Here is a 25,222-nt window from a genome sequence, read left to right on the forward strand (position 1 = left end):
CGATCAGGAGAGGCGCAGGCCCCGTATTACGTCAGCCCGACTAAGCAAACGGACATCGCCGGGCATCATTCCTTCGGCCGTTAGGCTTTCGATTGCCCAGCGCACCAGCCGCAGCGTTGGAAATCCCACGGCTGCAGTCATTTTCCGCACCTGCCGATTTTTACCTTCATGCAGTGAAATTGACAGCCAGGATGTCGGAATGCTGGCTCGAAACCGAATAGGCGGATTCCGCTCCGGCAAACCGGGCTCTTCAATATAGACGGCCTTTCCGGGCAACGTAGTATATGCTTTCCCATCGACCGAAATTGTGACGCCTTCTGACAATTGCTGGCAGGCCTCATTCGTTAACGCCCCGTCTACCTGCACATAATACGTTCGGTTATGCCGGAATTTTGGGTTTAACAACCGGTGATTAAGCTGTTTATCATTAGTCAACAGCAATAATCCCTCGCTATCCGCATCGAGACGCCCAACGGGGTAAACGTCACTCGGAAAATCGAAATCAAGATCAGCCAGCGTCGGCTTATCGCCCTCCTTGCTGAATTGAGAGAGCATGAGGTAGGGTTTGTAGATGAGAAAATAATCAGAACCAGGATTCATGTGATTAAATTGATTTAGCTGATTTTCTAGTTAAAGCGGTCTTCTTAAGTCAAGACAATCAGGTTAATCCTATAAATCCAGGTTCAGATACACCGGACAGTGATCCGCATGAACCGCGTCGGGTAGCATGGTGCAATCAATGATCTGGTCGCGGAGGTTATCGGTCAGGGACGCGTAGTCAATACGCCAGCCTTTGTTGTTGGTGCGGGCACCGGCGCGGTAACTCCACCAACTGTAGGCTACATCGGTGGGATGTTTGTAGCGAAAGCCATCGATCATGCCGCTGCCAAACCAGTCATCCATCCACGCCCGTTCTTCGGGTAGAAAACCAGTCGTGTTTTTATTTCGGACAGGGTCGTGAATGTCGATGGCATTATGCGCGATGTTGTAATCGCCCACGACAATAACGCTTGTCCGTTCTTTTCGAAGTTCCTGGACAAACTGATAGAAATCCCGCAGAAACTCCATCTTCACACCCTGCCGAACTTCGCCAGTTGTTCCCGATGGAAAATAGCAGTTCAGCAGCGTCAGATCGCCAAAGTCGGTCCGAAGGATGCGGCCTTCGCAGTCATAAACGGGCAATCCGCAACCCAGCACCACATTGGTGGGAGCTATTTTCGAGAACGTGGCTACGCCCGAATAGCCTTTCTTTTCGGCCGCGTGCCAGTGATACTGATACCCTAATTGCTCGAACACGGATAGATCGACCACATCGGTCGTCGCTTTCACTTCCTGAAAGCAAAGAATATCAAACTGATGTTGGGCTAGCCAGTCGATCAATCCATTGCGGATAGCCGCCCGGATACCATTTATGTTGTAAGAAATGAGCTGCATAGTTGTCTAACCGCAAAGTCGCAAAGGTAAACGCAAAGAACGCAAGGGTGAAACTTTGCGTCCCTTGCGTTCTTTGCGCTTAGCCTTGCGACTTTGTGTTTTTTTTAATTACGATACCAGTTCACCCTCGTTGGGAACAGCTTTCTTTTTGTCAGAGAACAACAGTACAAAGATGATCAATACCGCAGCGGCAATAGCGGCCGGAACGAGCCAGACTGCCAGCCAGTCTTTGGTGCCATCGGGGCGGGTGTACATGTCAAGTACGATACCCGACAGTTTGGAACCAATGCCCATACCAATGCCATAGGTAGCGAGAGAAATAAGTCCCTGCGCCGATGATTTGATTTTCTCACCCGCTTTGTTGTCGGTATAAATCTGGCCCGTTACAAAGAAGAAATCGTAGCAAACCCCGTGCAGCACAATGGCCAGATACAGCATCCACTCACCGGAACCGCCGTCGCCATAGCCGAAGCAGATAAACCGGACAATCCAGGCTACCAGGCCCACAATGAGCATTTTCTTAACGCCAAGCCGCGTATAAGCCAGGGGAATCAGGAGCATAAAAATCACTTCCGATGCCTGTCCCAGCGACATTTTATTCTCCACGTTCTGCATACCGCCATCGGTCAGCGACGGGTTGGCCATGGCGTAATAGAAGGAAAGGGGAATACAAATCAGTACCGACGACAGGAAGAAAATAGCAAAGGACCGGTCTTTAAACAGTTTGAAGGCGTCCAGTCCCAGAATCTGGGAAAACGACGTCGATGTTGTGGCTTTAGGGGGCGTGTTGGGCAGGAAGAACGCAAAAATACCCAGCACAACTGCCGAATACATGGAGAGTTGGAAGATGGTCACCTTATCGCCGAAACCGTAATAGCCTACGATGTTGGTCACAATAATCCAGGCCACCGTACCCAGCACCCGAATACCCGGAAACTCTTTTTCGGGGACACTCATCTGCTGCATCGCAATAGATGCCGTAAGGGCCAATGTTGGCGCAAATGTCAGGCAGTACGCCAGAATGAGGTAGAAGAAATTATCGGGGTTGGTATTCTGCGTAATAAAATACAGAACGACTGCACCCAGCAGGTTCAAGACGCCCAGCACTTTTTGAGCGGCAAAATAACGGTCGGCAATCATACCGACGAAAAAGGGAGCGATGATCATGGCCAGTGAAAAAGCCGCATAGGCATTCCCAACCTGATCGCCCGTTGAATGAAGTTGTGTAAGAAGGTATTTACTCATCTGACCGTACCAGGCTCCCCAGACAAAAAACTGGAGAAACATCATAACGGAAAGCTTGACGCGGGTCGTTGACAGCATCGTAGAATAGGTAGTTAAAGTTTAAGTCAATGAAGGTAAGTAACACCCGTCAGCCCTGCAAGCCGATTAGCCCCGAAACTTGCCGACTGAGCAAAAATGAATTTTAATCTTTTTATCCATACTGCTACTTGCCGTACGTTATACAAAGCAGGTTCAGTAACTTTACGAACTATCTGACTAATCTTTTGCATGAAAAAGCAACTCATTACCCTTGTGGCTCTTGTGGCCATTCCGGCTTTATCCTTTGCGCAGACAGCCGATGAAGTAATTAATAAAAACATTGCGGCTGTAGGCGGTGCCGACAAAATAGCCGCGGTAAAAACGGTTCAGTTCGAGCAGAGCATGAGCGTTATGGGCATGGACATGAAGGGCAAAGTATCAACTGTTATCGGCCAGTCATCCCGCAACGATATCTCCGTCATGGGTCAGCAAATGACGCAGGTGGTTGATGGCGATAAAGGCTGGGCCATTAACCCTATGGCGGGTAGCTCCAGTGCACAGGCCCTTCCCGACGATCAGGTAAAAATACAGAAAGCCAATACCTACATCATTGGTACTGAACTGGCTACCGCTAAGATCAACAAATACCCGGTTGAACTGGTAGGCAAGGAAAAGCTGAATGACAAGGATGTATTCAACCTGAAAGTAACGCGCCCCGAAGGCGTTGTCAATTACTTTGTCGATGCAGCAACGTATCAATTGGCAGGCAGCAAAGCCACCATCAGTGTACAGGGGCAAAGTGGTGAAATCAAATCACAATACGGCAACTTCAAAACGATTGAGGGATTAACCCTGCCATCAACCATTGAGCTCAACAGTCCGGCCATGCCCGGTGCCATTACCATGACGGTGTCAAATATCGTCTTCAACCCTAAAATTGATTCGACTATTTTTGCCATGCCTAAGTAATCGACACTAATTTTCTATCAAAAGAGCCGTAACGTCTACGGCTCTTTTTTTATGAGCCAACTATTCACTGGCTTTTTGTGCTTTATACCAAAGTCAATTCCGATATTTGAAAATTAGACAATCTGATTCGTATGCAGCACACTCTCCTTGTTAAAACCGCTTACCGAATGCTTATTCTGGCATGTGGTGTAGCAACTGCCCAGGCTCAGTCGAGCCCAGCACCCACCCTTAGCGGGTTTATTCCCGCCAGGCAAGCCGCCCAGGTTAAGCTTGAAAGTGAGTTTAAAGCGAAACAATCAACAGCGGCCTTCAAAGCCCACCTCGAAAAGCTTAGCAGCGTACCGCACCTGACGGGTTCAAAAGAGAATGAGCAAGTACGGGATTACATTGCCGAAACCATGCGCAAGGCGGGTTGGCAGGTAGACATATACCCGCATGATGTACTGTTACCCAAAGGCCCCGGCGAGATTGCCGTGGAAGTCGTTGAACCAATACGCCAGCCGCTGAACATCCGGGAATTTCTGTTCAAGGAAGACAAATACAGCAGCGATCCACGACTGACGCCCGGCTACAATGCCTGGTCGGGTTCGGGCGACGTAACCGCCGAAGTGGTGTATGCCAACTACGGCAGAAAAGAAGATTTCGAGCAACTGAAAGCGATGGGTATTTCGGTAAAAGGTAAAATTGTACTGGCTCGCTATGGCGGAAACTTCCGGGGCTATAAAGCGCAGTTTGCCCAGGCAGACGGTGCCGTTGGTGTTATTATCTTTACCGACCCCGCCGACAGCGGCTACATGCGCGGGCTGACCTTTCCCGAAGGCCCCTATTATAGTGAGAGCGTTATTCAGCGCGGCTCGCTGCTCACAACGCCCTATACCGGCGATCCGCTTACGCCCGGCGAAGCGGCCTTACCGATGGACGCGAAGAACACGCCCAAACGACTCGACCAGAATGCCGTTGGTCTGCACAAAATCCCGGTAACACCCCTGCCCTACGGTTCGGCCACCGAAATCTTAAAACGCATGACGGGTATGCGATCTGTACCGTCAGGTTGGCAGGGTGGCCTGCCATACACCTATCGGCTGGAAGGCGGCCCCGCTCTGAAAGTACGGCTGATGGTAAAGCAGGAAAAAACCATCCAGCGCATTTATCAGGTGGTGGGCACGCTGACGGGTGCCGAGTTTCCTGACGAATGGATCATTGCCGGTTGCCATTACGACGCCTGGTCGTATGGCGCCACCGACCCAAACTCGGGCACAGCCATGTTGCTGAGTATGACCGAAACGATGGGCAAACTGGCGAAAGCCGGTCAGCGCCCGCGTCGAACCATTAAAGTTTGCCATTGGGATGCCGAAGAGCCGGGCGTAATTGGCTCAGCCGAGTGGAGCGAACAATTCCGGGACGAACTGTCGCAGAAGGCCGTTGCCTACATGAACTACGACGCAGCTGTATCGGGCCGGACGTTTGGGGCAAGTGCGTCGCCTTCCATGAAGAAACTCATTATTGAAGCTACGCAGGCGGTGCAGTACCCTGATTCGAACAAAACGGTTTACCAGCACTGGATGGGCAAATCGGCGGTTGGTAATCCAACGCGCGTAACGGGTTCCTCAGCGCCGGCAGTAATGGCAGGCGAGCCAACTATTGGCAACCTGGGTGGTGGTTCCGACCATATAGCTCCCTACATGCATATTGGTATACCATCGCTCAGTGCGGGTATGGAAGGCCCAACACTCTACCATTCGCAGTACGACGATCTGTACTTCTACGACAAATTTGCTGATCCAACGTACAAAATGGGACCAATGATGGAACAGGTTGTTGGCACCATGACCATGCGGCTGGCCAATGCCGATTTAGTGCCCTACGATCTGGCTCGTTACCCAACCGATCTGGCCGTTCACCTGAAAGCCGCAGAACGGGCCATTCAAGCCTATGCACCAACGTATTCAATCAGCCCCTTACTCAACGTAGTGGCTGATTTAAAAAAGAATGCCGATGCCTGCGAACTGGCCCGGCAGAGTTATCTAAAAAACGGCCGCACGGATAAGCTGGTGGAGTTAAACAAAGAATTACGCCTGCTGGAACGGTCGTTCATCGACCCAAAAGGCAATGCGTTTGGCGGTTGGTATAAATCGCTTTACGCATCATCGGACCCCAACAGCGGCTATGCTTCGTGGATGCTGCCCGGCCTCCTGTACGAAGCGTCATTGAAATCGACGGCGAATTTACCGGACCTGGAAGCGCGTTACAAAAACGCCATTCAAACTCTAAGCGATAAACTGCTTGTCTTATCGCAAGGCATGGCCGGCCCAGCAGCAATGGGAAGCGGAAAATAGATGTAGGATGTATGATATAGGATGTATAATATGTAGTGCCATGTCGTTTCTACACATCATACATCCTATATCCTAATCAATCTAAGCTGCTTTTGCTGTTGGTTTTGCGTGTTCGGGTTTTAGAACCACCACGTCGCGCACGGTGCCACCGGCGTTGATCTTCTCGACCATTTTATCCAACAGGGGGGTGGCCCAGTTGGGGATATACTTGTCCGTTGTTTCGATCAGTACTTTCGGGAAGTCGTAGAGGGCGCGGCCCAGACCGAACTGCACGGCACACCGTTTCATGGCATCGCTGATACCACCTTTTACAGGTTCAACGCTGGTACGACTGGCACCATCGGTTTTACGAACGATTTCGCCACCGGGTAAAACGGCGGTGATCGTACAGAGGAAACCGCCTTCAATTTCCTTGATCTCATTTTGCCAGCCCGCCCAGCCGAATTGCTCATCGAACCGCTGCATAACACACCGATTGGTGATATACGGCACGACGACGATCTTCTGGCCGTCTTTGGTCTGGCTTTGTACCCGCCACTCGATCTCGTGAATCGTGAGGGGGGCAGTTAATACGTTCAGTTCCATTAGTTGTTAGTTGTTGTTTACATGAATTCACTCCGCCATTTTCAGCAACTCATTCAGCTTTAACAAGGCCTCAATGGGCGTTAGCCGGTTTACGTCGATGGATCGTAGTTTCTCTTTGATCGCTTCGGATTTGGGGTCGCCGGATTCGATGATGCGGAGGGCCAGCTCCCGTTCCTGAGGTACAGCCTCCCGAATTTTCTCTTTGTTCGTTTCGCGGTTGTGCGACGACTCCAGTTGCTTGAGAATCTCGTTGGCCCGGCTCACGATCTGGGCGGGCATCCCCGCCATTTGCGCCACGTGAATCCCGAAACTATGCTCCGAACCACCCTCTTTCAGCTTGCGCAGGAAGATGACTTTATTGCCAAGCTCTTTCACCGACACATTGTAATTCTTGATGCGTGGGTTATCCGTTGCCAGATCGTTGAGTTCGTGGTAGTGTGTCGCAAACAGCGTTTTGGGGCGGCAGTCTGTTTTGTTATGCAGGTATTCGGTAATGGACCAGGCAATCGAAACACCATCGTACGTACTTGTTCCCCGCCCAATTTCGTCCATCAAAATCAGGCTTCGCTCGCTCAGGTTATTGAGAATGCTGGCCGTTTCGGTCATCTCGACCATGAACGTGCTTTCGCCCCGCGACAGGTTATCGCTGGCGCCAACGCGGGTAAATATCTTGTCGACAATACCAATTTCGGCCGATGATGCCGGAACGAAACTCCCCGACTGCGCCATCAGGACAATCAGGGCCGTTTGCCGCAGCAACGCTGACTTACCCGCCATGTTTGGCCCGGTAATGATAATGATCTGCTGCGTTTCATCGTCCAGATAAACATCGTTGGGAATGTAGGGTTCGCCGGGGGGCAGTTGCTGCTCAATGACGGCATGTCGCCCGTCTTTGATGCTTAGTACTTTGCTTTCGTTGATCTGAGGCCGAACGTATTTGTTTTTGACCGCCACCCGACCAAACGAAGCCAGCACGTCGAGCACCGACAATACGCGGGCATTCTGCTGAATAGCCCCAACGTACTCGCCGGCGGCAATGACCAGCTCATTGAACATCCGGGCTTCGATCTGAAAAATCTGTTCCTCGGCGTTCAGGATCTTGTCTTCGTATTCCTTCAGTTCGGGCGTTATATAGCGCTCCGCATTCACCAGCGTCTGCTTCCGAATCCAGTCTTCCGGCACCCGGTTTTTGTGTGCATGCGTTACTTCCAGATAATAGCCAAACACTTTGTTATACGCTATTTTGAGCGACGTAATGCCCGTACGCTGCACTTCGCGTTCCTGAAGCTGCAACAGGTAATCTTTTCCCGAATACGCAATGGCCGTCAGTTCGTCCAGCTCGGCGTTGATACCCGGCTTAATCATACCGCCCTGATTGGACAGCGTCGGCGGATCTTCGCGGAGCTCCGTCTCAATGCGGTCGAGCAGGAAAGCTACCGGATTGAGCTGGTCGGCATACTTCTTCAGTGACGCCGACTCATTCTGGCTAAGGGCCGTAATCAGCAACTCTTTTATCGGCAGCACGTGCTGAAGCGACCGTTTCAATTGCAGCAACTCCCGGGGGCTGATACGCCGAACGGCTACTTTAGACACCAGTCGTTCCAGATCACCAATCTGCCGCAGGTGATTCACCAGCGCATCGGCCAGATCAATGTCGTCAACCAGCAACTCAACCATGTTTAGCCGCTCATCGATCAGGGCTTTTTCTTTGAGAGGCAAGCTGAGCCACTTCCGAAGAAGCCGCGCACCCATCGGCGTTACCGTCTGGTCGAGAATCTGGATCAGCGGCACTCCTCCCTCCTGCTGAGCAGCCGTTAGTTCGAGGTTGCGGATGGTGAACCGGTCGAGCCACACGTACCGGTCTTCTTCGAGCCGGGTAACGCGCGTGATATGCTGAAGGTCTTTATGCTCGGTTTCGTTGAGGTAATGTAGAATGACACCGGCCGCAATGATGCCATCGGGTAGTCCTTCGATACCAAATCCTTTGAGGGAGGTGGTCTGAAAATGCTGTTTCAGAAAGTTATACCCGAAGTCGTAGGTAAACGCCCAGTCTTCGAGGGTGTAGGTATGAAACTTATCGCCGAACAAACTGCCAAACTCCTGCCGGTTACGTTTGCAATAGAGTACTTCCGATGGATTGAAACTCTGTAACAGTTTATCGACGTAGGCCGAATTACCCTGAGATGCCAGGAACTCGCCCGTCGAAATATCCAGAAACGATATCCCGAAGGTATCATCTGCCTTCCCGAAATGCACAGCGGCCAGGTAATTATTCCGCCGGGTATCGAGTACGTTATCGTTGAATGAAACACCGGGCGTCACCAGTTCCGTAACGCCCCTGCGCACGATTCCTTTAGCTACCGAAGGGTCTTCCAACTGGTCGCAGATGGCCACGCGTTCGCCCGCCCGAACGAGTTTAGGCAGGTGGGTATCGAGCGAGTGATGGGGAAAACCGGCAAGCTCCTCATTGGCGCCACCGTTGTTGCGTTTGGTAAGCGTGATGCCCAGAATCTTGCTGGCCCGGACGGCATCTTCACCGAAGGTTTCGTAGAAATCACCGACACGAAAGAGGAGCAACGCACCGGGGTATTTGGCTTTAATCTGGTTGTATTGGCGGTTGAGGGGCGTTTCGTTTTTCTTAACCTGAGGCTTTGCTGCGGTGGTTGATTTCACTGATTTTCGTTGGATTGTCGTAAACAAAAATAGTAAAATTTACCGAGAAAATGGCCGTTTTTCGCCTTATTACAGGCCCTAATCTCAAACAAAAGACCAGCTTATCATGAGCCCGGACGAACAGGCACTCCCGCTAAAAGCAAGTTTCAACCCCATTATCCGAACGTATCTGTTGTGGTATGTTTCCTTCTTTTTGCTCGTATCCGTCATTGGCATTCTGTTCCTCCCCTTCTGGCTTCTGGGCGTTGGCCAGTGGTGGAGTGATCATTATTTCAAAAATCTGGAGTGTGAACTATCCGACCGCTCACTGCGCTTCAAAAAGGGGATTCTCGTTCAGGTTGAAAAAACGATTCCGCTGGAAAACATCCAGGACGTTACCTTTGTGGCCGGTCCTATATTACGTCATTTTGATCTTTGCATCCTGAAGTTCGAAACGGCCGGGCAGAGCCAGAATCAGGCAAACGACATGGAACTGATCGGTATTATTGATGCGCAGGCTTTTCGGACGCACATCATTGAACTGAGGCAAAAGCTGATGCCCGCCAAACTGAATCACCAATCTGCAACTACAGATCATGATATTCTGGTTGACATACGAGATACCCTGCACGACATTAAGCAGTTGTTGCAAAACCAACAGAATAGCAGCCAATCGTAAAACTATTTTATTAGCCAACGAATCATATAATGCCCCCTCGTAAACTCTCCCTCGACGAACTTAACCGCCTGTCGGTTGCCGACTTTAAAGAGGCCGACAAATTTCCATATTGCCTGATCCTAGACGACATCAGAAGCCTGAATAATGTTGGATCGGTGTTCCGAACGGCGGATGCATTTCGGGCAGAAAAACTGTATTTATGTGGCATTACGGGCCAGCCCCCCCACCGCGACATTACGAAAACGGCACTGGGAGCTACCGAATCCGTTGCCTGGGAGCATGTAACGGATGTAACAGCGCTGGTCAGGCAATTGCAGGCAGATGGCTGGCTGGTTGCAGCGGTCGAACAGGCTGATGGCAGCACTTCGCTGACAGATTTCAGCCCCGAGCCAAACAAACCCTATGCATTTGTGTTGGGTAATGAAGTTACGGGTGTCAGTGACGAGGTTGTTCAGTCGGCTGATCTAGTCCTTGAAATCCCTCAATTCGGGACGAAGCATTCACTCAACATTGCCGTAACGGCTGGTATTATTTGTTGGGATTTTCTCCAGAAGACATAACAAAAATTTAACATTGGGCTTTAGATTGTCACAGAAATTTCGTATTCCTTTGTAGATTTTTTACTCAAAATTCCCATGGCAGATAAGACCACAAAAACGAAGCAGAAAACGCTGGCTGCAGACATAGTCAGTTCGATAGAAACCAAATTGGCTGAAGCAGGTACGGCTGGTAAAAAGGTAAAGAAATCCATCGAGAAATCGGCGGAGAAACTAGCGAAGAAGCTGACCAAACTCATGCAGAAAGCGGAGAAAAAAGCGACTAAGCCTGTTAAAGCCGTCGACAAAAAAGTAAAAAAAGAGGCTGCTAAGGCGAAGAAGAATGCGGAGAAAGCAGAGAAGAATGCCAAACGCACAGCCAAGAAAGCAGCTAGCTTAGCGACAGTAGCCGAAGCGGTTGACTCAGCAACGACTACACCTGCTACCGCATCAAACGAGCCGATTGCAGCCCCTAAGCTCCCTGTTTCAAAAACAGCCCGTCCATCCCGATCTACAGCCACCAGCGCACCAGCTCCGGCCGGAGAAGCAGCAACGGAAAATTCGTAAAATAAAGCTTCTCAATATAAGTTTGACCGAAAGAGCCCGCAGTTAGCGGGCTTTTTTTATGGGGCATAGTTCTTCAGAAACGTTACCGTGTGACATTTAGGAACAGATACCGTCTACTTTACGGCTGTTTGAATTCAGGCTTTTATAATTGACAACGGCGCTATGTTCCACCGTTTCACTGTTGTTCCCTTCTTGATTTTCGCTATTTTGTTCATTATACTGGCCGGTATTCTGCTAGATAATGGCGTGATTTTCCCCGGAGCCTCTCCGTCAGTGCACTCTCTAACATGGGTTGGCATAGCACTGATGGCGCAACTGCTCATAGGCTATGGTTTATGGTGGGGGATTCGTCAGCGGCAACAAGCCATGGAAACAGAAGTGCTTCACTCTATAGTACACGAATTTCAGACGCCGGTAACCGCAATCCGAATGGCTGCCGACATTCTGAATTCACCCATTGCCCTTAATCATCCGGAACGCACAGACAAGTACATTCGGATTATTCTCGAAGAAACTGAACGGCTTCAACATCAGGTGGAAACGATGCTTACCCTGGCGCGGGCCGACCGAAATACGCTGATCCTTAATCCAGAACCTATTCAGCTTCACCAGTTGCTTCACTCAGTGGCCGAACGTCATGGCGACTACCTGACCCTCAATTTACCTCATAGCGAGCCCTATATTCTGGCAGACCGGATTCACCTCACTAATGTGCTGTATAACCTGCTGGATAACGCCATAAAGTATAGTTCGACTGAGCCGGTCATAACGATCCAGACCCAGCTAACCAGCGATGGGCTGACGATTACGGTTCAAGACCGGGGGGTGGGCATACCGCCCAATTTAATTTCCCAGATTTTTCAACCATTTTATCGCGTCCATGACCGCAATCAACCTAGCGTAAAGGGGTTTGGACTGGGACTCAGCTATGTACAACGAATTGTAAACTCCCACAGCTGGACAATCTGGGTAAAAAGCGAGGTAGAAAAAGGCAGTGAGTTTATCATACAGATTCCCTCTTCAGCTCTTTTGCCGTTTCCAGTTTCCACCGTAACGACAAAGCATACCGCCTAGAGCCTTTTAAAATGCAATGGCCCGCTACCAATCTGGTAGCGGGCCATTGCGCATTTAAACATAAGGCTAAACCTTACTTAGCATTGAGCCCTACGCTGGCTTTCGTCACTTTCATTACGCCGTTCATCATTCGCCAGTGGCCGGGGAATGTACAAACGAACGGATAATCGCCGGGAGTTGCCGGCGCGGTAAACTTGAGCCGGAACGTTTGATCGGGGTTCACCAGCGGTGTAGCGGCAATAACCTGAGAAATGGACGGCACGTAGTTTTTCTCAGCCCCGTCTTTTGCCGTAATCAGCTTGTCGGCGGCACTGCCAATGATCTCCATGCTTTTCGGCTTACCAATCACCAGGTTGTGCTGCATGGCATCCGGATTCTCCAGCACAATCTCCACCTGCTTGCCTGCCGTTACGGTAAACTCTTTCTTGTCGAAGCGCATCTCTTCCCGTACGGTCTTCATTCGAATCACTTCTACGTTTGGATCGACAGGCTCGCTCTTCGTCAGACCCCAGGCTTCGTAGAGCCGTCCCAGACGAGTGCGGTTATCGGCGGATACGCTGCCGGTCAGGCTGGCCAGGAATGATTTATCAGCATCCCGGACCTGGGCTGTCTGTTTCATATTCCAGCCTTCCGAAACACCTTTCACGATGGCTTCGCTTTGGGCTGCATCCAGCTTCTGGGTCTGACGCAGTAACGCAATTACCGAATCGACCGGCGCAACCGACGCATAGCTGCGCGTAGCCCGTTCCAGCGCGTAAGCACTCAGGCTTTGCGGAGCGCGGTAGGTCAGGGTGTGTGTAGCATTATTATTTTGTTCATTGCTCTCGGCAATGGCGTTTTCCCGATCGAGCATTACCGAGATGGTATAATCGCCCGCCCGCTCAAACTGTACGCCCATATCACCAACCCAGGGACCATTGTTCGATTTGCTGATGGTGACGGTTTCGCCGGGCTTGATACCGGTATTGTGGGTCACACTCACGAAGTTGATTTTAGCGCCTTCCTGCTCTCCTTTTGGCCCTTCGATACGAACGGCCATTGGAATGGGCGTTCCTTCCGGAATAGCTACCCCACCGGCATTGGTCACATCAACAAAAATCCGCGCGCCTTCCCGAACCGAAGGCGATTCGGGTGTTGTCCGGATGGCTGCTACGACCAGGTCCGGCTGATTGCCACTCGGTGCGGATGTCATTTTAGGCATTGGGGCACTGGGACCGTGTCCTTTGTCGGCATGGGTGCTCATGTCATGTGCCGGTTTAGCTGGCGCAGGCGCGTTTACAGCCACCTGCTTGAGGTACGTTTTGAGCAACTGTCCGTCATTGCCGGTCAGGGCGCAGGCAAACGCATCGGGCAACCAGCGGTCATTGGTTTCGCTGGCTTTGTCCAGACGAGCCAGAATAGCCTGTTGTACCGTCTTACTCTGCGGCACTTCAGTAAATTTCAGGAGGGTATTTAACACAACCAATGGCTCTTTGTCGTCCAGCAGGTTGTTTTCGAGTAACGCGCTGGCAGCCTGGCTAGTAGCTGGCATCACCTGAATAGCCGTTTTCCGTACACTGGCAACCGGATGTTTCAGAGCCTGGCTAACAGCTGCGGTTGCGGTTGCATCCGACCCGTCCAGAGCACCTAATCCGTGCAAAGTCCAAAGCGCATGAATGGCGGCTGGATTGATACCAATTTCATCGACCGACTTATCGTTCACCAGGGCAATCAACTGCGGCACAACATCTTTGTTATTCCGTTCGATCAACAGACGCTGCGCGGCCATCCGCCAGAACATATTCGTATTTTTCAACGAAGCGACTAATTCTTCCGGACGGCTTTTGCTCAGAGTCAGTGGCGTATAGGCCGGGGCGTTTTTATACCCAACCCGGTAGATCCGACCGTGGGTAAAATCACGCAAAGGCGTTTCATAAGCGTTACCCGACCCGTTCGATGCCCCTTTAGGCGTTGGGTTGTGCTGAATAATAAAGCTATACCAGTCAACTACCCAAACGGCCCCATCGGGACCTACTTCGGCAAATACGGGCGCAAACCATTCGTCGGCACCAGCCATCAGGTTAAACCCTTCGGCATCTTCGTAGTTAGTACCGCTTTTCTGCATTACGTTCTGGTGCAGAATATGGCCGGTTGGCTCGGCAACGAACGCGATGTTGTTCCAGTATTTTTTCGGGAAGGCCCGCGCCGTGTAGAAATTATGACCGGCCGCTGCCGTAAACCCACCGAAAACGTCTACCTGACGTACTTTTTCGGTGATGGGTTTCATGTCCTTATGGGTATCGGTACTGCGGCTGCCGTTCTCCCGGATGTGGGGAGCCCCGTGGAAATAGCGATTCGGAATGGCCATGTACCAGCCGTGCGAGTTGTTGGCCGTCGACCCGAAAATATCGCCCGTTTCGGTGAAGCCCAGGCCCCAGGTGTTATTCGACGTGCTGGTTACGTATTCAAGCTGCGAGCCGTCGGGTTTAAACCGGAAGAATCCCTGTGAGAACTTCACACTGTCGGCACCCACTTTGCCTTTGAAGCCCGAGTAACCTACGCTTCCCCAAATCCAGTTATCAAAGCCATAGTGCAGATTACTTGGTCCGGCGTGAGTGTCATAAGTACCGAAACCCGTAAAGACAATCTTCTTCACATCGGCTTTATCATCGCCGTTGGTATCCTGCAAAAACAGCATGTGTGGTGCCTGAGATACGTATAGACCACCGTTACCAAAGGTCATTCCGGTTGGAATGCTCAAGCCTTCGGCGAAGTTGGTGAACTTATCCGCTTTACCATCTTTATCGGTGTCTTCACAGATCACGATGTAATCCGAGCCACCTTCGGGTTTGCGCTCATTCGGATAGTCTTTCGTGATCAGCGCATACAGCCGTCCGCGTTCGTCCCAGGTCAGCGCAATGGGGTGCATCACGTTTGGTTCGTGGGCAAACAGATCGAGGGTGAAATCGACCGGCACCTGAATGTGCTTCATCGACTCTTCCGGCGAAAGCGGCTTCTGCTGCAACTGTGGCCCAGGGCGCTTTTCGTAGTTCGGCAGATTAGCTTCGTGGTACGCAAACGGCTGTGGCTTCAGGTCGTCGTGCAGTTTTTTAACCTTATCGCCTACGGCCCACAAGATACCGCGTTCCAGCAACTGCTGAAATCCGGGCTGGCTCCAGGTACGCTCATCGTGCCCATAGGCTGTGTAGAACACCCGTCCTTTCCCGTATTGCCGGGTCCAGGTATACGGTTCTTCTTTAACCCCCGGCTTGTCGGTAGCCTGGGCCGCTTTAATGTCCCGAACGGCCAGTACGTTATTGTCGGCTTGTAAGTGGCTGTGCAGATACGTTTCATCGTACGCTTTAAACGATGGCAAACCCGCTACGATCGGGTTGTTCGGCTGGGTAAAGCGCGTCTGGATGGTATCCATCTTATGCCGCCAGAACTGACCGCCCACAACTTTATCGACGTATTCAGATGAGTTTCGGAAACAATAAGAGGCACAGTGAACCGGAATCAGCCCTTTGCCCGACGATACATAATCGAGCAGCGCTTTCTCCTGCGGTTTTCCAATGCTATCCCAGTTGGCAAAAATCAGCAGGCCGTCATACTTATTCAGATTATCGGCGTTCAGATCTTCCAGCTTATCGGTATAGGTGATGTTGATGCCTTTATCACCCAGTGCCGCCATAATTTCCGGCACCCGTTCGATGGGCCGGTGGTGGCCGTTATCGCCCAGAAACAGAATCTCTGTTCGGCGGGGAGCCGACTGGCTCGATTTCGTCGACTCCTGCCGGACAGCCGTGTTGGGAGCCGATTGTCGGGCACATTGGGCGAGAGCCACAACTACCCCAATTGCTGTGATTATTTTTTTCATAGACTATATCAATAGCCGCCCGGACAGGTGGCGTTATAGGTTAAAATCCGGTAACTTAATGAGCTTTCCACCCTGTAAAGCAGATTCATGCGCCAGTATACCAACGCTTGTCCAGTTGGCCGACTGGGCTGCGTTCGGGAAGGGCTCACGATCCTCAATAATGGCCGAAACAAACTCGTGAACCATGTGTGGGTGTGAGCCTCCGTGGCCGCCCCCCTGCGTAAAAGACAGGTGTTGCTGCTCATCGGCATCGTACACCCCTTTAGTGGTAAACCCGGCAATTTCGGCTGGTAAGAGCCGCGCATAATCGGGTACCGTTACTTTCTCAGGAATCTCCGGCTCTGGCTTTTTGGCGGTATGAAGAACAGGCTGTTCGTCCTCGATCAGCTGCCACTCAAACGACTTTTTATCGCCATACACTTCAAAACTCTCCCGGTATTGCCGGGCTACGTCGAACAGCGACCGGTACACATAGGCCGATAAATCACTGTCTTTGAACTTAATATGTGCCGATTCCACCGCAAACGGCGAGTTATGAATCTTGGCCAACTCCTCACGAATCGTTCCCGAACCAAAGCAGGACACATAATCGGCTTCGAGTTTGAGTAAACCGGCTACGGGACCTACGCAGTGGGTTGCGTAGTGCATAGGCGGCAAACCCGGCCAGTAATCGGGCCATCCGTCCATGTCCTGCTGGTGGCTGGCTTTCAGGAACTGAACCTTGCCCAGTTCGCCCGTTTCGTACAATTCTTTAACGAACAGAAACTCGCGGCTATATACCACCGTTTCCATCATCATATACTTTTTACCCGACTCCTTACAGGCTTTCACGATTTCGAGACAGTCTTCAACGCTCGTTGCCATGGGTACGGTACAGGCCACGTGCTTACCAGCGCGCAAGGCTTTCAGACTCTGCTCAGCGTGGTTCGGAATTGGTGAGTTGATGTGTACCGCATCGACGTTTGGGTCGGCCAGCAATTCATCATAATTACTATACCGCTTTTCAATGCCATAGGCATCGCCTATTTCGTTAAGCTTTTCGACATTACGCTGGCAAATCGCGTACATGTTCGTGTTTGGATGCCGCTGGTAGATGGGGATGAATTCTGCCCCGAAACCGAGGCCAACAATAGCGATGTTTAGTTTCATGAGTTGTACCGACCGGTAGGGTCGGCGGTAAAGCTTAAGATGTATAGTTTATCGTCGCCTGAAACCGTTTACAGCACGTATTAAAACGGGCCAGGCAGCTTGTTTCGTTTATTCGTCACTACCAACAGGAACGACCTGTGCCAGCTGGCTTTTTATAAACGCGAGACCATCGACCGCCAGTTGTTCCGGCGACTCGAACATAGGCCGGAAGATGTGCGTTGCCGAGGCCAGTTCGGGTGGATTTGGGCCGAAAGCTTCGATAGCAATCGGACCTTCATAACCAACCTCCTGCAAGACGGCAAACACTTCCTCAAAATTAATATGGCCCTGCCCCGGTGTGGAACGGTCATTCTCCGAAATCTGCACGTGAACCAGATAAGGGGCACATTTCCGTAAGGCAGTCCCTATGTTTTTCTCCTCCATGTTAGCATGAAAGGTGTCGAAGGCTACCCGGCAATTGGGATGATTGATGGCTTCGACATAGCGTACTACTTCATCGGCGCAGGTAAGCAGGTACACTTCAAAGCGATTCAAATACTCGATAGCCAGCGTAACACCCTGGGTTTGGGCGTACTCGGCCACTTCGCGCATACCCGTAACCGACCAGTTCCACTCCTCGGCGGTGGCAGGCTTACCGGTGAACTCCTTGAACCCCGCGTACACCGGCCCCATCAGAATAGACGAACCGGCGGCCCGCGAACAATCGACGACCTGCTTCAGATAGGCAACGCTTGCCTGCCGCACCGCTGGATCAGGGCTGATCAAACTGTGTTCGGGGCCGCATATCGTACACGTTTGTACACCCATGCCTAACTCGCTCAGTTGCTGACCAATGCGCTGCCATTTTTCGAGACTGATATCGTTGATTGGCAATTCAACAAAGTCGAAGCCACTCTCTTTCAGAAAATTAAATGTATCGGATAGGTCTTCGTCCATAGACATCGTCCAGACGAACATATTCATTCCTAGCTTATTCATATTCGTTCCATAAAAAATCAAACAAATATAAATAGTAGCTAAATTTGCATTTTGGCTTTTCTTGCCGAATACCGACTTTATTTTTACACGTATTATAAAAAATACACGTTATTTGTGTTAAAAATCAGCAATTGAGTGAAACAGCCTCTACGCAAAGACCTTGAACCCGTTGCGGCTTCATTCATCGTAAAAGAATTGGTGGAGCCTCATTTCGACCCCAACTGGCACTTCCACCCCCATTACCAGTTGTTTCTGGTAGAAAAAGGTACGGGAACCCGCTTTATTGGCGATTCGATAAAACCCTTTGGTCCCGGCGACCTGGTTTTCCTGGGCCCGAACTTACCTCACCTTTGGCGCAGTGATCAGGTGTATTTTGATCGGCAACCGGCTTCAGCTTCAGACGAGCTGATTACGCGGGGTATCGTCGTTTACTTCACAGAGGATTTTCTGGGTCCGGAGTTCTTCGAAAAACAGGAAATGGCTCCTTTGCGGCAGTTGTTGAATCAGTCGCGGCAGGGGCTTGAATGGATGGGGCCGACGCGTGGACAGACCGCGACAGCCTTGAAAAATTTATCAAAACAACCCGTAGGATTTCAGCGCGTTATCAGTCTACTAACGCTTCTGAACGATCTTACACTAGCCTCCGACTTTCGTTACCTGACCAGTCCGGGTTATACGAACACGGTCAAACCCGCCGAAACAGACCGGATGCAACTGGTTCATGACTATGTACTGGGGCACTTTCCGGACGATCTTAGTCTGGATACCGTTGCTGATCTGGCGGGTATGACATCGCCGGCCTTTTGCCGGTATTTTAAAGCCAGGGCCAACAAGACATTTTCGGAATTCGTATCCGAGGTTCGCATTGGTCATGCCTGTAAGCTGCTTATGAATGGGAAGCTCAACATTACTCAAATCAGTTTTGAGAGTGGCTTTAGAACCTTATCGAACTTTAACCGTCAGTTTAAAGACATTACCGGTCAGACGCCCTCCGGCTACGTTAAAACGTACCGGCGACTGTAAAACTGGCCTTCCTCAACCAAACGGCCCCCTCTCTCGCGAAAGGGGGCCGTTTGGTTTCCTGTAAAGCACAGTCGCTACTGAACAAACAGCTACGACTTGCCAGGCCAAAAATCAGATTTATTGAGGTAATTAATACAGGGTGGTTGTCCCAACGGATTCCCGAACGGCTACACCTTCCTGAATAAACGAAAGCAAATCCTGCGTTAGGCGATCTTTCTCGGTAATGAACAAACCGTGCGGAGCCCCGTCGTAGACGATGTACTGCGCGTTAGGCAACGCATTGGCTGTCCGTTCACCTGAGGCTTCTATAGGTACCGTTTTGTCAGAATCGCCATGAATGACCAGCGCAGGTACCTGGATCTGGGTCAGATCATCCCTGAAATCGGTTTCGGCAAATGACTTGGCGCATTCGAGCGTCGCCTTATGAGAAGCTACATAGGCACGGGCAAAGTCGCCGTCCAGATGTGCTTGACTAACAGGCTTGCTAATGAGGTTTACACCATAGAACTGCTTGCCAAATGTTTGCAGAAAAGCCGCCCGGTCTTTCTGTATGTTTTCAGTGATCTCGTCGAAAACATCTTTATCAACGCCGTCCGGATTGTCTTCCGTTTTGAGTAGATAAGGCGTTACTGCGCTAACGAAAGCTACTTTGGCTACTCGAGCGCCCCCATGACGGCTCATGTAACGGGCGACTTCGCCCCCACCCATCGAAAAACCGACCAGGGTTACGTTCTGGAGATTCAGTTCGTCAAGCACCGCTTTCAGATCATCGGCCAGAGTATCATAATCATACCCATCCCAGGGCTGGCTCGATTTCCCGAAACCACGGCGGTCGTAAGCAACCACACGCAGGCCGTGCGCGGGCAGCTCGGCCAGTTGATAATCCCACATTTCGTGGCTCAAGGGCCAGCCGTGAATCAGCACGACGGTCGATCCGGCCGTGCTGGTACCCAAATCCTGATAAAAGAGTTTAATGTCATTCCCAAAGGCATCGGTTCCTGCTTTAATGTAGCTCATAACGTTTAAAGATTTGTCGAGTTGTTGGATTTATGGTCTTCGTACCTTCGCTTAGCGCCGTGCCACGGTTACTCTAAAATTTACAAGATAACCGTGGCACGGCGCTAAGCGAGAGTACTCTATCTACAACTATAGCTACGACAAATGGTTAGAAACGGATTGGCCCACCAACCAATTTTATAACTCGTTACATGAGCACACCCTGAAATACTTCATCCAGTCGGGAAACGGGATGGATGTCAATTTTATAACTTTTCGTATCGAGTCCTTTCAGGTTGTATTTGGAGATGAACATCTTCTTAAAACCCAGTTTTTCGGCTTCGGCAATACGCGATTCGATCCGGCTCACCGCCCGCACCTCGCCCCCTAAGCCGATTTCGGCGGCAAAGGCTACGGAGGGCGGAATGGCAATATCCTCGTAACTCGACACGATTGCAGCACAAACGGCCAAATCGATAGCCGGATCTTCTACCCGAAGTCCTCCCGCAATATTCAGGAATACGTCCTGCTGACCCAGCCGGAAACCTCCGCGCTTTTCCAGCACAGCCAGCAGCATGTTGAGCCGTTTGGCGTCGAAACCGGTGCTGCTTCGCTGGGGGGTGCCGTAGGTGGCCACGCTCACTAAGGCTTGAGATTCAATCATGAGGGGTCGGTTTCCTTCCAGCATCGACCCGATAGTAACGCCACTCAGAGCTTCATCGCGCTGCGAAATCAGGATTTCGGATGGGTTGGTTACCTGCCGGAGCCCGGAGCCGAGCATTTCGTAAATCCCCAGTTCATCGGTACTGCCAAACCGGTTTTTCGTCGTCCGGAGAATACGATAGGTGGTGTGGCGGTCTCCTTCAAAGGTCAGCACTGTATCGACCATGTGTTCGAGCACTTTCGGCCCGGCCAGCGACCCTTCTTTGGTGATGTGGCCAATCATAAACACCGGTACGCCACTCTCTTTAGCGTATTTCATGAACTCGGCCGTGCATTCACGCACCTGCGAGACACTGCCCGCCCCCGACTCCACCAGCGCCGACTGCATGGTTTGAATGGAGTCGATAATGAGCACTTCCGGCTCAAAATGTTCGACTACACGGAAAATATTCTGCGTTGAGGTTTCAGTCATCACGTGGCAATCGCTGGTGGGGGCATCCAGACGTTCGGCCCGCATTTTTATCTGCTGTTCGCTTTCCTCGCCCGACACATACAATACCCGCAATCCGGCCAGGCTCAACGCAATTTGCAGCAGCAGGGTCGACTTACCAATGCCCGGTTCTCCTCCAATCAATACGAGCGAGCCAGCCACGATACCACCTCCCAACACCCGATTCAGCTCACCGTCGGTGGTTGTCACGCGGGGTTGCTCTTCGTAGTTGATAGCATGAATAGCCTTGGGTTTGGCGGCTATTTTCAGTCCCCCCGGTCCGGCCGATGGGCTTCGCCAGCCGCCTTTTTCGGGTTCATCTTTCTGAACAACTTCTTCAACAATGGTATTCCATTCGCCACAGGCCGGGCAACGACCCATCCATTTGGCAGACTGGTTACCGCAACTTTGACAAAAAAAGGTAGTTTTTAATTTGGCCATTCTATAGGTAGCAGGCAATTATGGGTAGGTAATGGAAAATTATTTCCGAAGCGGTTAAACTACGAAAGCAATGCCGCATCAAAGCTCTGGAACGAGGGATTTTGAACGCTTCACCGGTCATTTACAGAACGCCGTTCAATCGAAATAAGTTGATGTAAAGTACCGTTCCAGTCCAATTTTCGTTTATCAACCAGTATCTTATTTACACAGCTACACATGAAAAAAATCCTGCTTTTCGCTTCACTCGTTTTCTTACCGGCTCTGTCATTTGCGCAGGGAGGCTTTCAGATTGGTATCAAAGGGGGTGTGAATTTATCCAAACTAAGCTTTGGGAATTTCATCAGAACCGGAACCAGTGGAACGGGTGCGCCAACAGTGAATATCGACGGACAAACCTTTCGAAACAACCTGAGCGATAGTTTTGACAGCAAAACGGGTACCTCATTCGGTATTTACACGCGTTTTGGAAAAAACCTGTTTATTCAGCCTGAACTGCTTTACTCGACGCGTTCGGGCCAGTTTGGGGTTGTTCGGAATGGGCAGACAGAAACCGTTACGGTAAAGACCACGAGTTTTGATGTCCCCTTGCTGCTAGGCATTAAAGGTGGGCCGATCCGGATAATGGCCGGGCCAGTAGTCTCTTTCCGAATTGACGATAATCAGAAATTAGGGCAGGCACTGACTCAATATACAAGTGGTAGCCTAAACGATGCCTGGTCCAAAGCTTACTATGGTTATCAGGTGGGCGGTGGACTTGATCTGGGTTCACTTGGAATCGATGTACGCTATGAAGGCAATCTTTCGGACATTGCCCAGATTGAAGATAGCCAGGGCAAATTCAGCCAGCGCCTGAAGTCATGGCAGATTACGCTGGCGTATAAGTTATTTTAACAGAATCAGTAGGGTACAAAACGGTAAGTGGCTGATGCAGGAGTATTGCTCTCGTGTCAGCCACTTACCGTTTTGTACCCTACTGGTTTCAACTAATTCAACAACCGCAGCCAGTATTGGGCAAGGCGTTGTGAGATATCTTTCATCCGCCGACGTGAGATGGCTACTTCACGACCGTCGGCCATTCGAACCTGGCGCTCGCGGTTAAAGATACTACGCTGAACGTAGGCGAGGTTAACGATATATGATTTGTGAATACGCAGGAAAATCGTGCTGTCCAGTGTTTTTTCAAACTCTTTAAGAGTTTTGGAGACCAGATATCGTTTGCGATCCCGAGTGTGAAGAAACGTGTAATTTCCCTCACCCTGAAGACATAGTATGTCATCAACCGAGATGAAAATAGTGCGGTTTAGATAGGGCAGCGCAATACGCTGCGAGCCCCGCTGGTAAGACGTTGGAAACTGAGGAACAACGGCAAGAGGCTGAGTCGAAGAAAAAATTGTGGAGTCCATAGCAGAGAATAGTTTATGTTCAGAGTCGTAGTTGCTGACCGGTGAAACAAAACTACCGCATACCCGCTTTTTCAAAAAGGGATGGCCTGATGAGTAAGGGCTGGCAAAATTTCCAACCAGTTACTAATCAGGCCATTAGAGCTTACACTCCTGTTTTCTTCGGGTGAATGTACCCAACTCAATGCGTAAAACTACGTGGTTGAGCGAACTGTATATTTCCTACTTTTTACTGGGAAAATAAGCAGCCATTATTAGCTAACCGCTACAGGTTGGAAATCACGAATACGATCCATGAATACCTGTGCGCGTCGGCGTGAGATTTTCACTTGTTGACCATCTGTCAATTCGAGTTCACCTTCTTTTTTAATGAAAAACTTGCGCACAAAAACGAGGTTGACAATGCAGGATTTATGCACACGAACAAATGCCTGTCCATCAAGGAGTGTTTCATATTCCTTTAGGGTACGGGATACCAACATTTTTGTACCGTCTTTCAAAAAGAAGTTGGTGTAATTACCACAACCTTCCAGGCGGACAATTTCATCTACAGAAACGGTCCGTTTGCGATCATAAAACGGAATGAGAAGCTTTTGCAAACAAGTAGAGTCGGCAATTTTTTCCACACTTTTGTGGAAAGGCCTAGACATAGTATCAAAAAGAGAGTCGTTAGCGAATGCGTTCATAAGCGTTTTATGAGATGATTGTTTAGTGATGATTTCTAACTGTTAATCAGGACATTAGTAATTGTTTTCGTATCTAAAAACAGCTATTTTAACGCCCTCTTGTACTTAGTAGAGGTGCAAGAATCAGACCTAGTTCTGAAAATACATTTACAGGAGTATGTTTTTAGCTTAATTGATTACAGATCAATAGTTTTCGGCTAATGCATCATGAAACATATAGTAACCAGTCATCAATATTGTTTAAGTACGCACCGCCCAATTGAGTAACGAAAGCCCCAACCAACAATAAGAGCCTCGAATCCTCTCCACAGTTTTATGTACCTTTGTCTTAATAAGTAGTGAAACATATAGTATATGCTGGATAAAGTAAGAGACATCCACCAGGAGATTGAACAATTCGATATCAAGTCGCCGGAACAACTGGAACAGTTTCGTATGCGATTTATCAGCCGTAAAGGCGTTATAACAGAATTATTTGAGGGGCTCAAAAGTGTTCCTCAGGCTGACCGTCGTGCGGTTGGACAGGAATTGAACGGGCTGAAAAATTTTGCTCAGGAGCGCTTTGATCAGTTCAACCAACTGGTTGAAGAGCAGCGGACAGCCACCAGCAGTGCCCCTCCTACTGATCTTACCCTGCCCAGCATCCCCAACTTGACGGGTACCCAGCACCCCTTAAGCCTGGTTCGGCAACGGATCATTCAGATTTTTGAGCGTATTGGCTTTAACGTTGCCGATGGCCCGGAAATCGAATCGGACTGGTATAACTTCGGTGCGCTGAACTTCCCGGACAATCACCCGGCCCGTGATATGCAGGACACATTCTTCGTGGAGAAGATGACCGAAGGCGCTCCGTCAGATATGCTGCTTCGCACCCACACATCGAATGTACAGATTCGGTTGATGGAACGGCAGAAGCCGCCGATCCGGTCAATCATGCCAGGCCGCGTGTACCGAAATGAAACGATTTCGGCGCGGGCACACTGCATGTTCCACCAGGTTGAAGGTATTTACATTGACCGGAATGTAGGATTCAAAGACCTCAAGGATACGCTGTATCATTTCGTGAAAGAGATGTTTGAGCCGGGTACACAGATCCGGTTCCGGCCCTCTTACTTCCCATTCACAGAGCCAAGCGCCGAGATTGACATTTCGTGTCAGATCTGTGGCGGCAAAGGCTGTAACATCTGCAAACATTCGGGCTGGGTTGAAATTGCCGGTTCGGGCATGGTTGACCCACAGGTTATTGCCAATTGCGGTATCGACCCCGAAGAATACACCGGCTTTGCTTTTGGTATGGGCATCGAACGCATCACGCAGTTGAAGTACGTTGTGAATGACCTGCGTCTTTACACCGAAAACGATGTGCGTTTCCTGCGTCAATTTGAAGGACTTTAATGTAAAGGCGAAAGAGCAAAAGAGCGATCAATTCATCCTCTTTCGCTCTT

At 50.4% G+C, this 25,222-nt stretch carries 21 protein-coding genes; 9 read left to right on the forward strand and 12 right to left on the reverse strand.

The genetic code is table 11. The features are described 5' to 3' along the window. Positions 1-3 precede the first annotated feature (3 nt). The 3 genes from ACYVJM_RS19355 to ACYVJM_RS19365 form a co-directional block, all read right to left on the reverse strand. A complete protein-coding gene (locus tag ACYVJM_RS19355) occupies positions 4-600 on the reverse strand; it encodes a pseudouridine synthase (RefSeq protein WP_461149870.1) in 597 nt (198 codons plus the stop codon). A gap of 69 nt (positions 601-669) precedes the next feature. Then, positions 670-1,434 carry an exodeoxyribonuclease III gene (locus ACYVJM_RS19360; protein WP_461149871.1) on the reverse strand — a complete coding sequence of 255 codons (765 nt, stop codon included), beginning with the start codon at positions 1,432-1,434 and terminating at the stop codon, positions 670-672. A 108-nt stretch (positions 1,435-1,542) separates the two neighbouring features. Next, positions 1,543-2,757, reverse strand: coding sequence for a nucleoside permease (locus ACYVJM_RS19365; protein WP_461149872.1), 1,215 nt, complete (start codon positions 2,755-2,757; stop codon positions 1,543-1,545). 189 nt (positions 2,758-2,946) lie between these two features. Here ACYVJM_RS19365 and ACYVJM_RS19370 point away from each other — a divergent pair, with 189 nt between their 5' ends. After that, on the forward strand, positions 2,947-3,666 hold the full coding sequence (locus ACYVJM_RS19370) for a DUF4292 domain-containing protein (RefSeq protein WP_097124237.1): 720 nt from the start codon (positions 2,947-2,949) through the stop codon (positions 3,664-3,666). A 131-nt stretch (positions 3,667-3,797) separates the two neighbouring features. Beyond that, a complete protein-coding gene (locus tag ACYVJM_RS19375) occupies positions 3,798-6,002 on the forward strand; it encodes a M28 family peptidase (RefSeq protein ID WP_461149873.1) in 2,205 nt (734 codons plus the stop codon). 81 nt (positions 6,003-6,083) lie between these two features. Here ACYVJM_RS19375 and ACYVJM_RS19380 read toward each other — a convergent pair whose 3' ends face one another. Then, the gene (locus ACYVJM_RS19380) at positions 6,084-6,587 is read right to left on the reverse strand and encodes a Rad52/Rad22 family DNA repair protein (protein WP_461149874.1); all 504 of its coding nucleotides are present in this window, start codon (positions 6,585-6,587) and stop codon (positions 6,084-6,086) included. Between the two features lie 27 nt (positions 6,588-6,614). Continuing rightward, positions 6,615-9,260: a DNA mismatch repair protein MutS gene (gene mutS / locus ACYVJM_RS19385; RefSeq protein ID WP_461149875.1), complete on the reverse strand. Its 2,646-nt coding sequence runs from the start codon at positions 9,258-9,260 to the stop codon at positions 6,615-6,617. A gap of 106 nt (positions 9,261-9,366) precedes the next feature. Between mutS and ACYVJM_RS19390 the strand changes: the two genes are divergently transcribed. The 4 genes from ACYVJM_RS19390 (at position 9,367) to ACYVJM_RS19405 (ending at position 12,095) form a co-directional block, all read left to right on the forward strand. Next, complete coding sequence (locus ACYVJM_RS19390; RefSeq protein ID WP_461149876.1) at positions 9,367-9,918, forward strand: PH domain-containing protein; 552 nt, start codon at positions 9,367-9,369, stop codon at positions 9,916-9,918. 29 nt (positions 9,919-9,947) lie between these two features. Further along, positions 9,948-10,478: an RNA methyltransferase gene (locus ACYVJM_RS19395; protein WP_461149877.1), complete on the forward strand. Its 531-nt coding sequence runs from the start codon at positions 9,948-9,950 to the stop codon at positions 10,476-10,478. Positions 10,479-10,553: 75 nt separating this feature from the next. Continuing rightward, positions 10,554-11,021 (forward strand): hypothetical protein, encoded by a 468-nt coding sequence (locus ACYVJM_RS19400; RefSeq protein WP_461149878.1) that lies wholly within the window; start codon positions 10,554-10,556, stop codon positions 11,019-11,021. Between the two features lie 162 nt (positions 11,022-11,183). Beyond that, a complete protein-coding gene (locus ACYVJM_RS19405; RefSeq protein WP_461149879.1) occupies positions 11,184-12,095 on the forward strand; it encodes a sensor histidine kinase in 912 nt (303 codons plus the stop codon). Positions 12,096-12,168: 73 nt separating this feature from the next. Here the strand turns inward: ACYVJM_RS19405 and ACYVJM_RS19410 are convergent, their stop codons facing one another. From ACYVJM_RS19410 to ACYVJM_RS19420, 3 genes are all read right to left on the reverse strand, one after another. Continuing rightward, a complete protein-coding gene (locus ACYVJM_RS19410; RefSeq protein WP_461149880.1) occupies positions 12,169-15,951 on the reverse strand; it encodes a PVC-type heme-binding CxxCH protein in 3,783 nt (1,260 codons plus the stop codon). A gap of 33 nt (positions 15,952-15,984) precedes the next feature. Continuing rightward, on the reverse strand, positions 15,985-17,100 hold the full coding sequence (locus ACYVJM_RS19415) for a Gfo/Idh/MocA family protein (protein WP_461149881.1): 1,116 nt from the start codon (positions 17,098-17,100) through the stop codon (positions 15,985-15,987). 108 nt (positions 17,101-17,208) lie between these two features. After that, on the reverse strand, positions 17,209-18,078 hold the full coding sequence (locus ACYVJM_RS19420; protein WP_461149882.1) for a sugar phosphate isomerase/epimerase family protein: 870 nt from the start codon (positions 18,076-18,078) through the stop codon (positions 17,209-17,211). 135 nt (positions 18,079-18,213) lie between these two features. Between ACYVJM_RS19420 and ACYVJM_RS19425 the strand changes: the two genes are divergently transcribed. Then, a complete protein-coding gene (locus ACYVJM_RS19425; RefSeq protein ID WP_461149883.1) occupies positions 18,214-19,101 on the forward strand; it encodes an AraC family transcriptional regulator in 888 nt (295 codons plus the stop codon). 129 nt (positions 19,102-19,230) lie between these two features. On the opposite strand, the gene ACYVJM_RS19430 is transcribed toward ACYVJM_RS19425, so the two are convergent. Together ACYVJM_RS19430 and radA are read right to left on the reverse strand one after the other, a co-directional pair. Next, entirely contained in the window at positions 19,231-20,118 is an 888-nt protein-coding gene (locus ACYVJM_RS19430) for an alpha/beta fold hydrolase (RefSeq protein ID WP_461149884.1), read from the reverse strand. 187 nt (positions 20,119-20,305) lie between these two features. Further along, positions 20,306-21,691, reverse strand: a complete 1,386-nt coding sequence (gene radA / locus ACYVJM_RS19435) for a DNA repair protein RadA (protein WP_461149885.1) — start codon at positions 21,689-21,691, stop codon at positions 20,306-20,308. Between the two features lie 216 nt (positions 21,692-21,907). Between radA and ACYVJM_RS19440 the strand changes: the two genes are divergently transcribed. Continuing rightward, positions 21,908-22,582, forward strand: a complete 675-nt coding sequence (locus ACYVJM_RS19440; RefSeq protein ID WP_461149886.1) for an outer membrane beta-barrel protein — start codon at positions 21,908-21,910, stop codon at positions 22,580-22,582. 92 nt (positions 22,583-22,674) lie between these two features. Here the strand turns inward: ACYVJM_RS19440 and ACYVJM_RS19445 are convergent, their stop codons facing one another. Both ACYVJM_RS19445 and ACYVJM_RS19450 read right to left on the reverse strand, forming a co-directional pair. After that, positions 22,675-23,094: a LytR/AlgR family response regulator transcription factor gene (locus ACYVJM_RS19445; RefSeq protein ID WP_461149887.1), complete on the reverse strand. Its 420-nt coding sequence runs from the start codon at positions 23,092-23,094 to the stop codon at positions 22,675-22,677. A gap of 251 nt (positions 23,095-23,345) precedes the next feature. After that, a complete protein-coding gene (locus tag ACYVJM_RS19450) occupies positions 23,346-23,777 on the reverse strand; it encodes a LytR/AlgR family response regulator transcription factor (RefSeq protein ID WP_461149888.1) in 432 nt (143 codons plus the stop codon). Positions 23,778-24,131: 354 nt separating this feature from the next. Here ACYVJM_RS19450 and pheS point away from each other — a divergent pair, with 354 nt between their 5' ends. Beyond that, on the forward strand, positions 24,132-25,172 hold the full coding sequence (gene pheS, locus ACYVJM_RS19455) for a phenylalanine--tRNA ligase subunit alpha (protein WP_461149889.1): 1,041 nt from the start codon (positions 24,132-24,134) through the stop codon (positions 25,170-25,172). Positions 25,173-25,222 lie beyond the last annotated feature (50 nt).

The sequence above is a fragment of the Spirosoma pulveris genome (assembly GCF_054781875.1).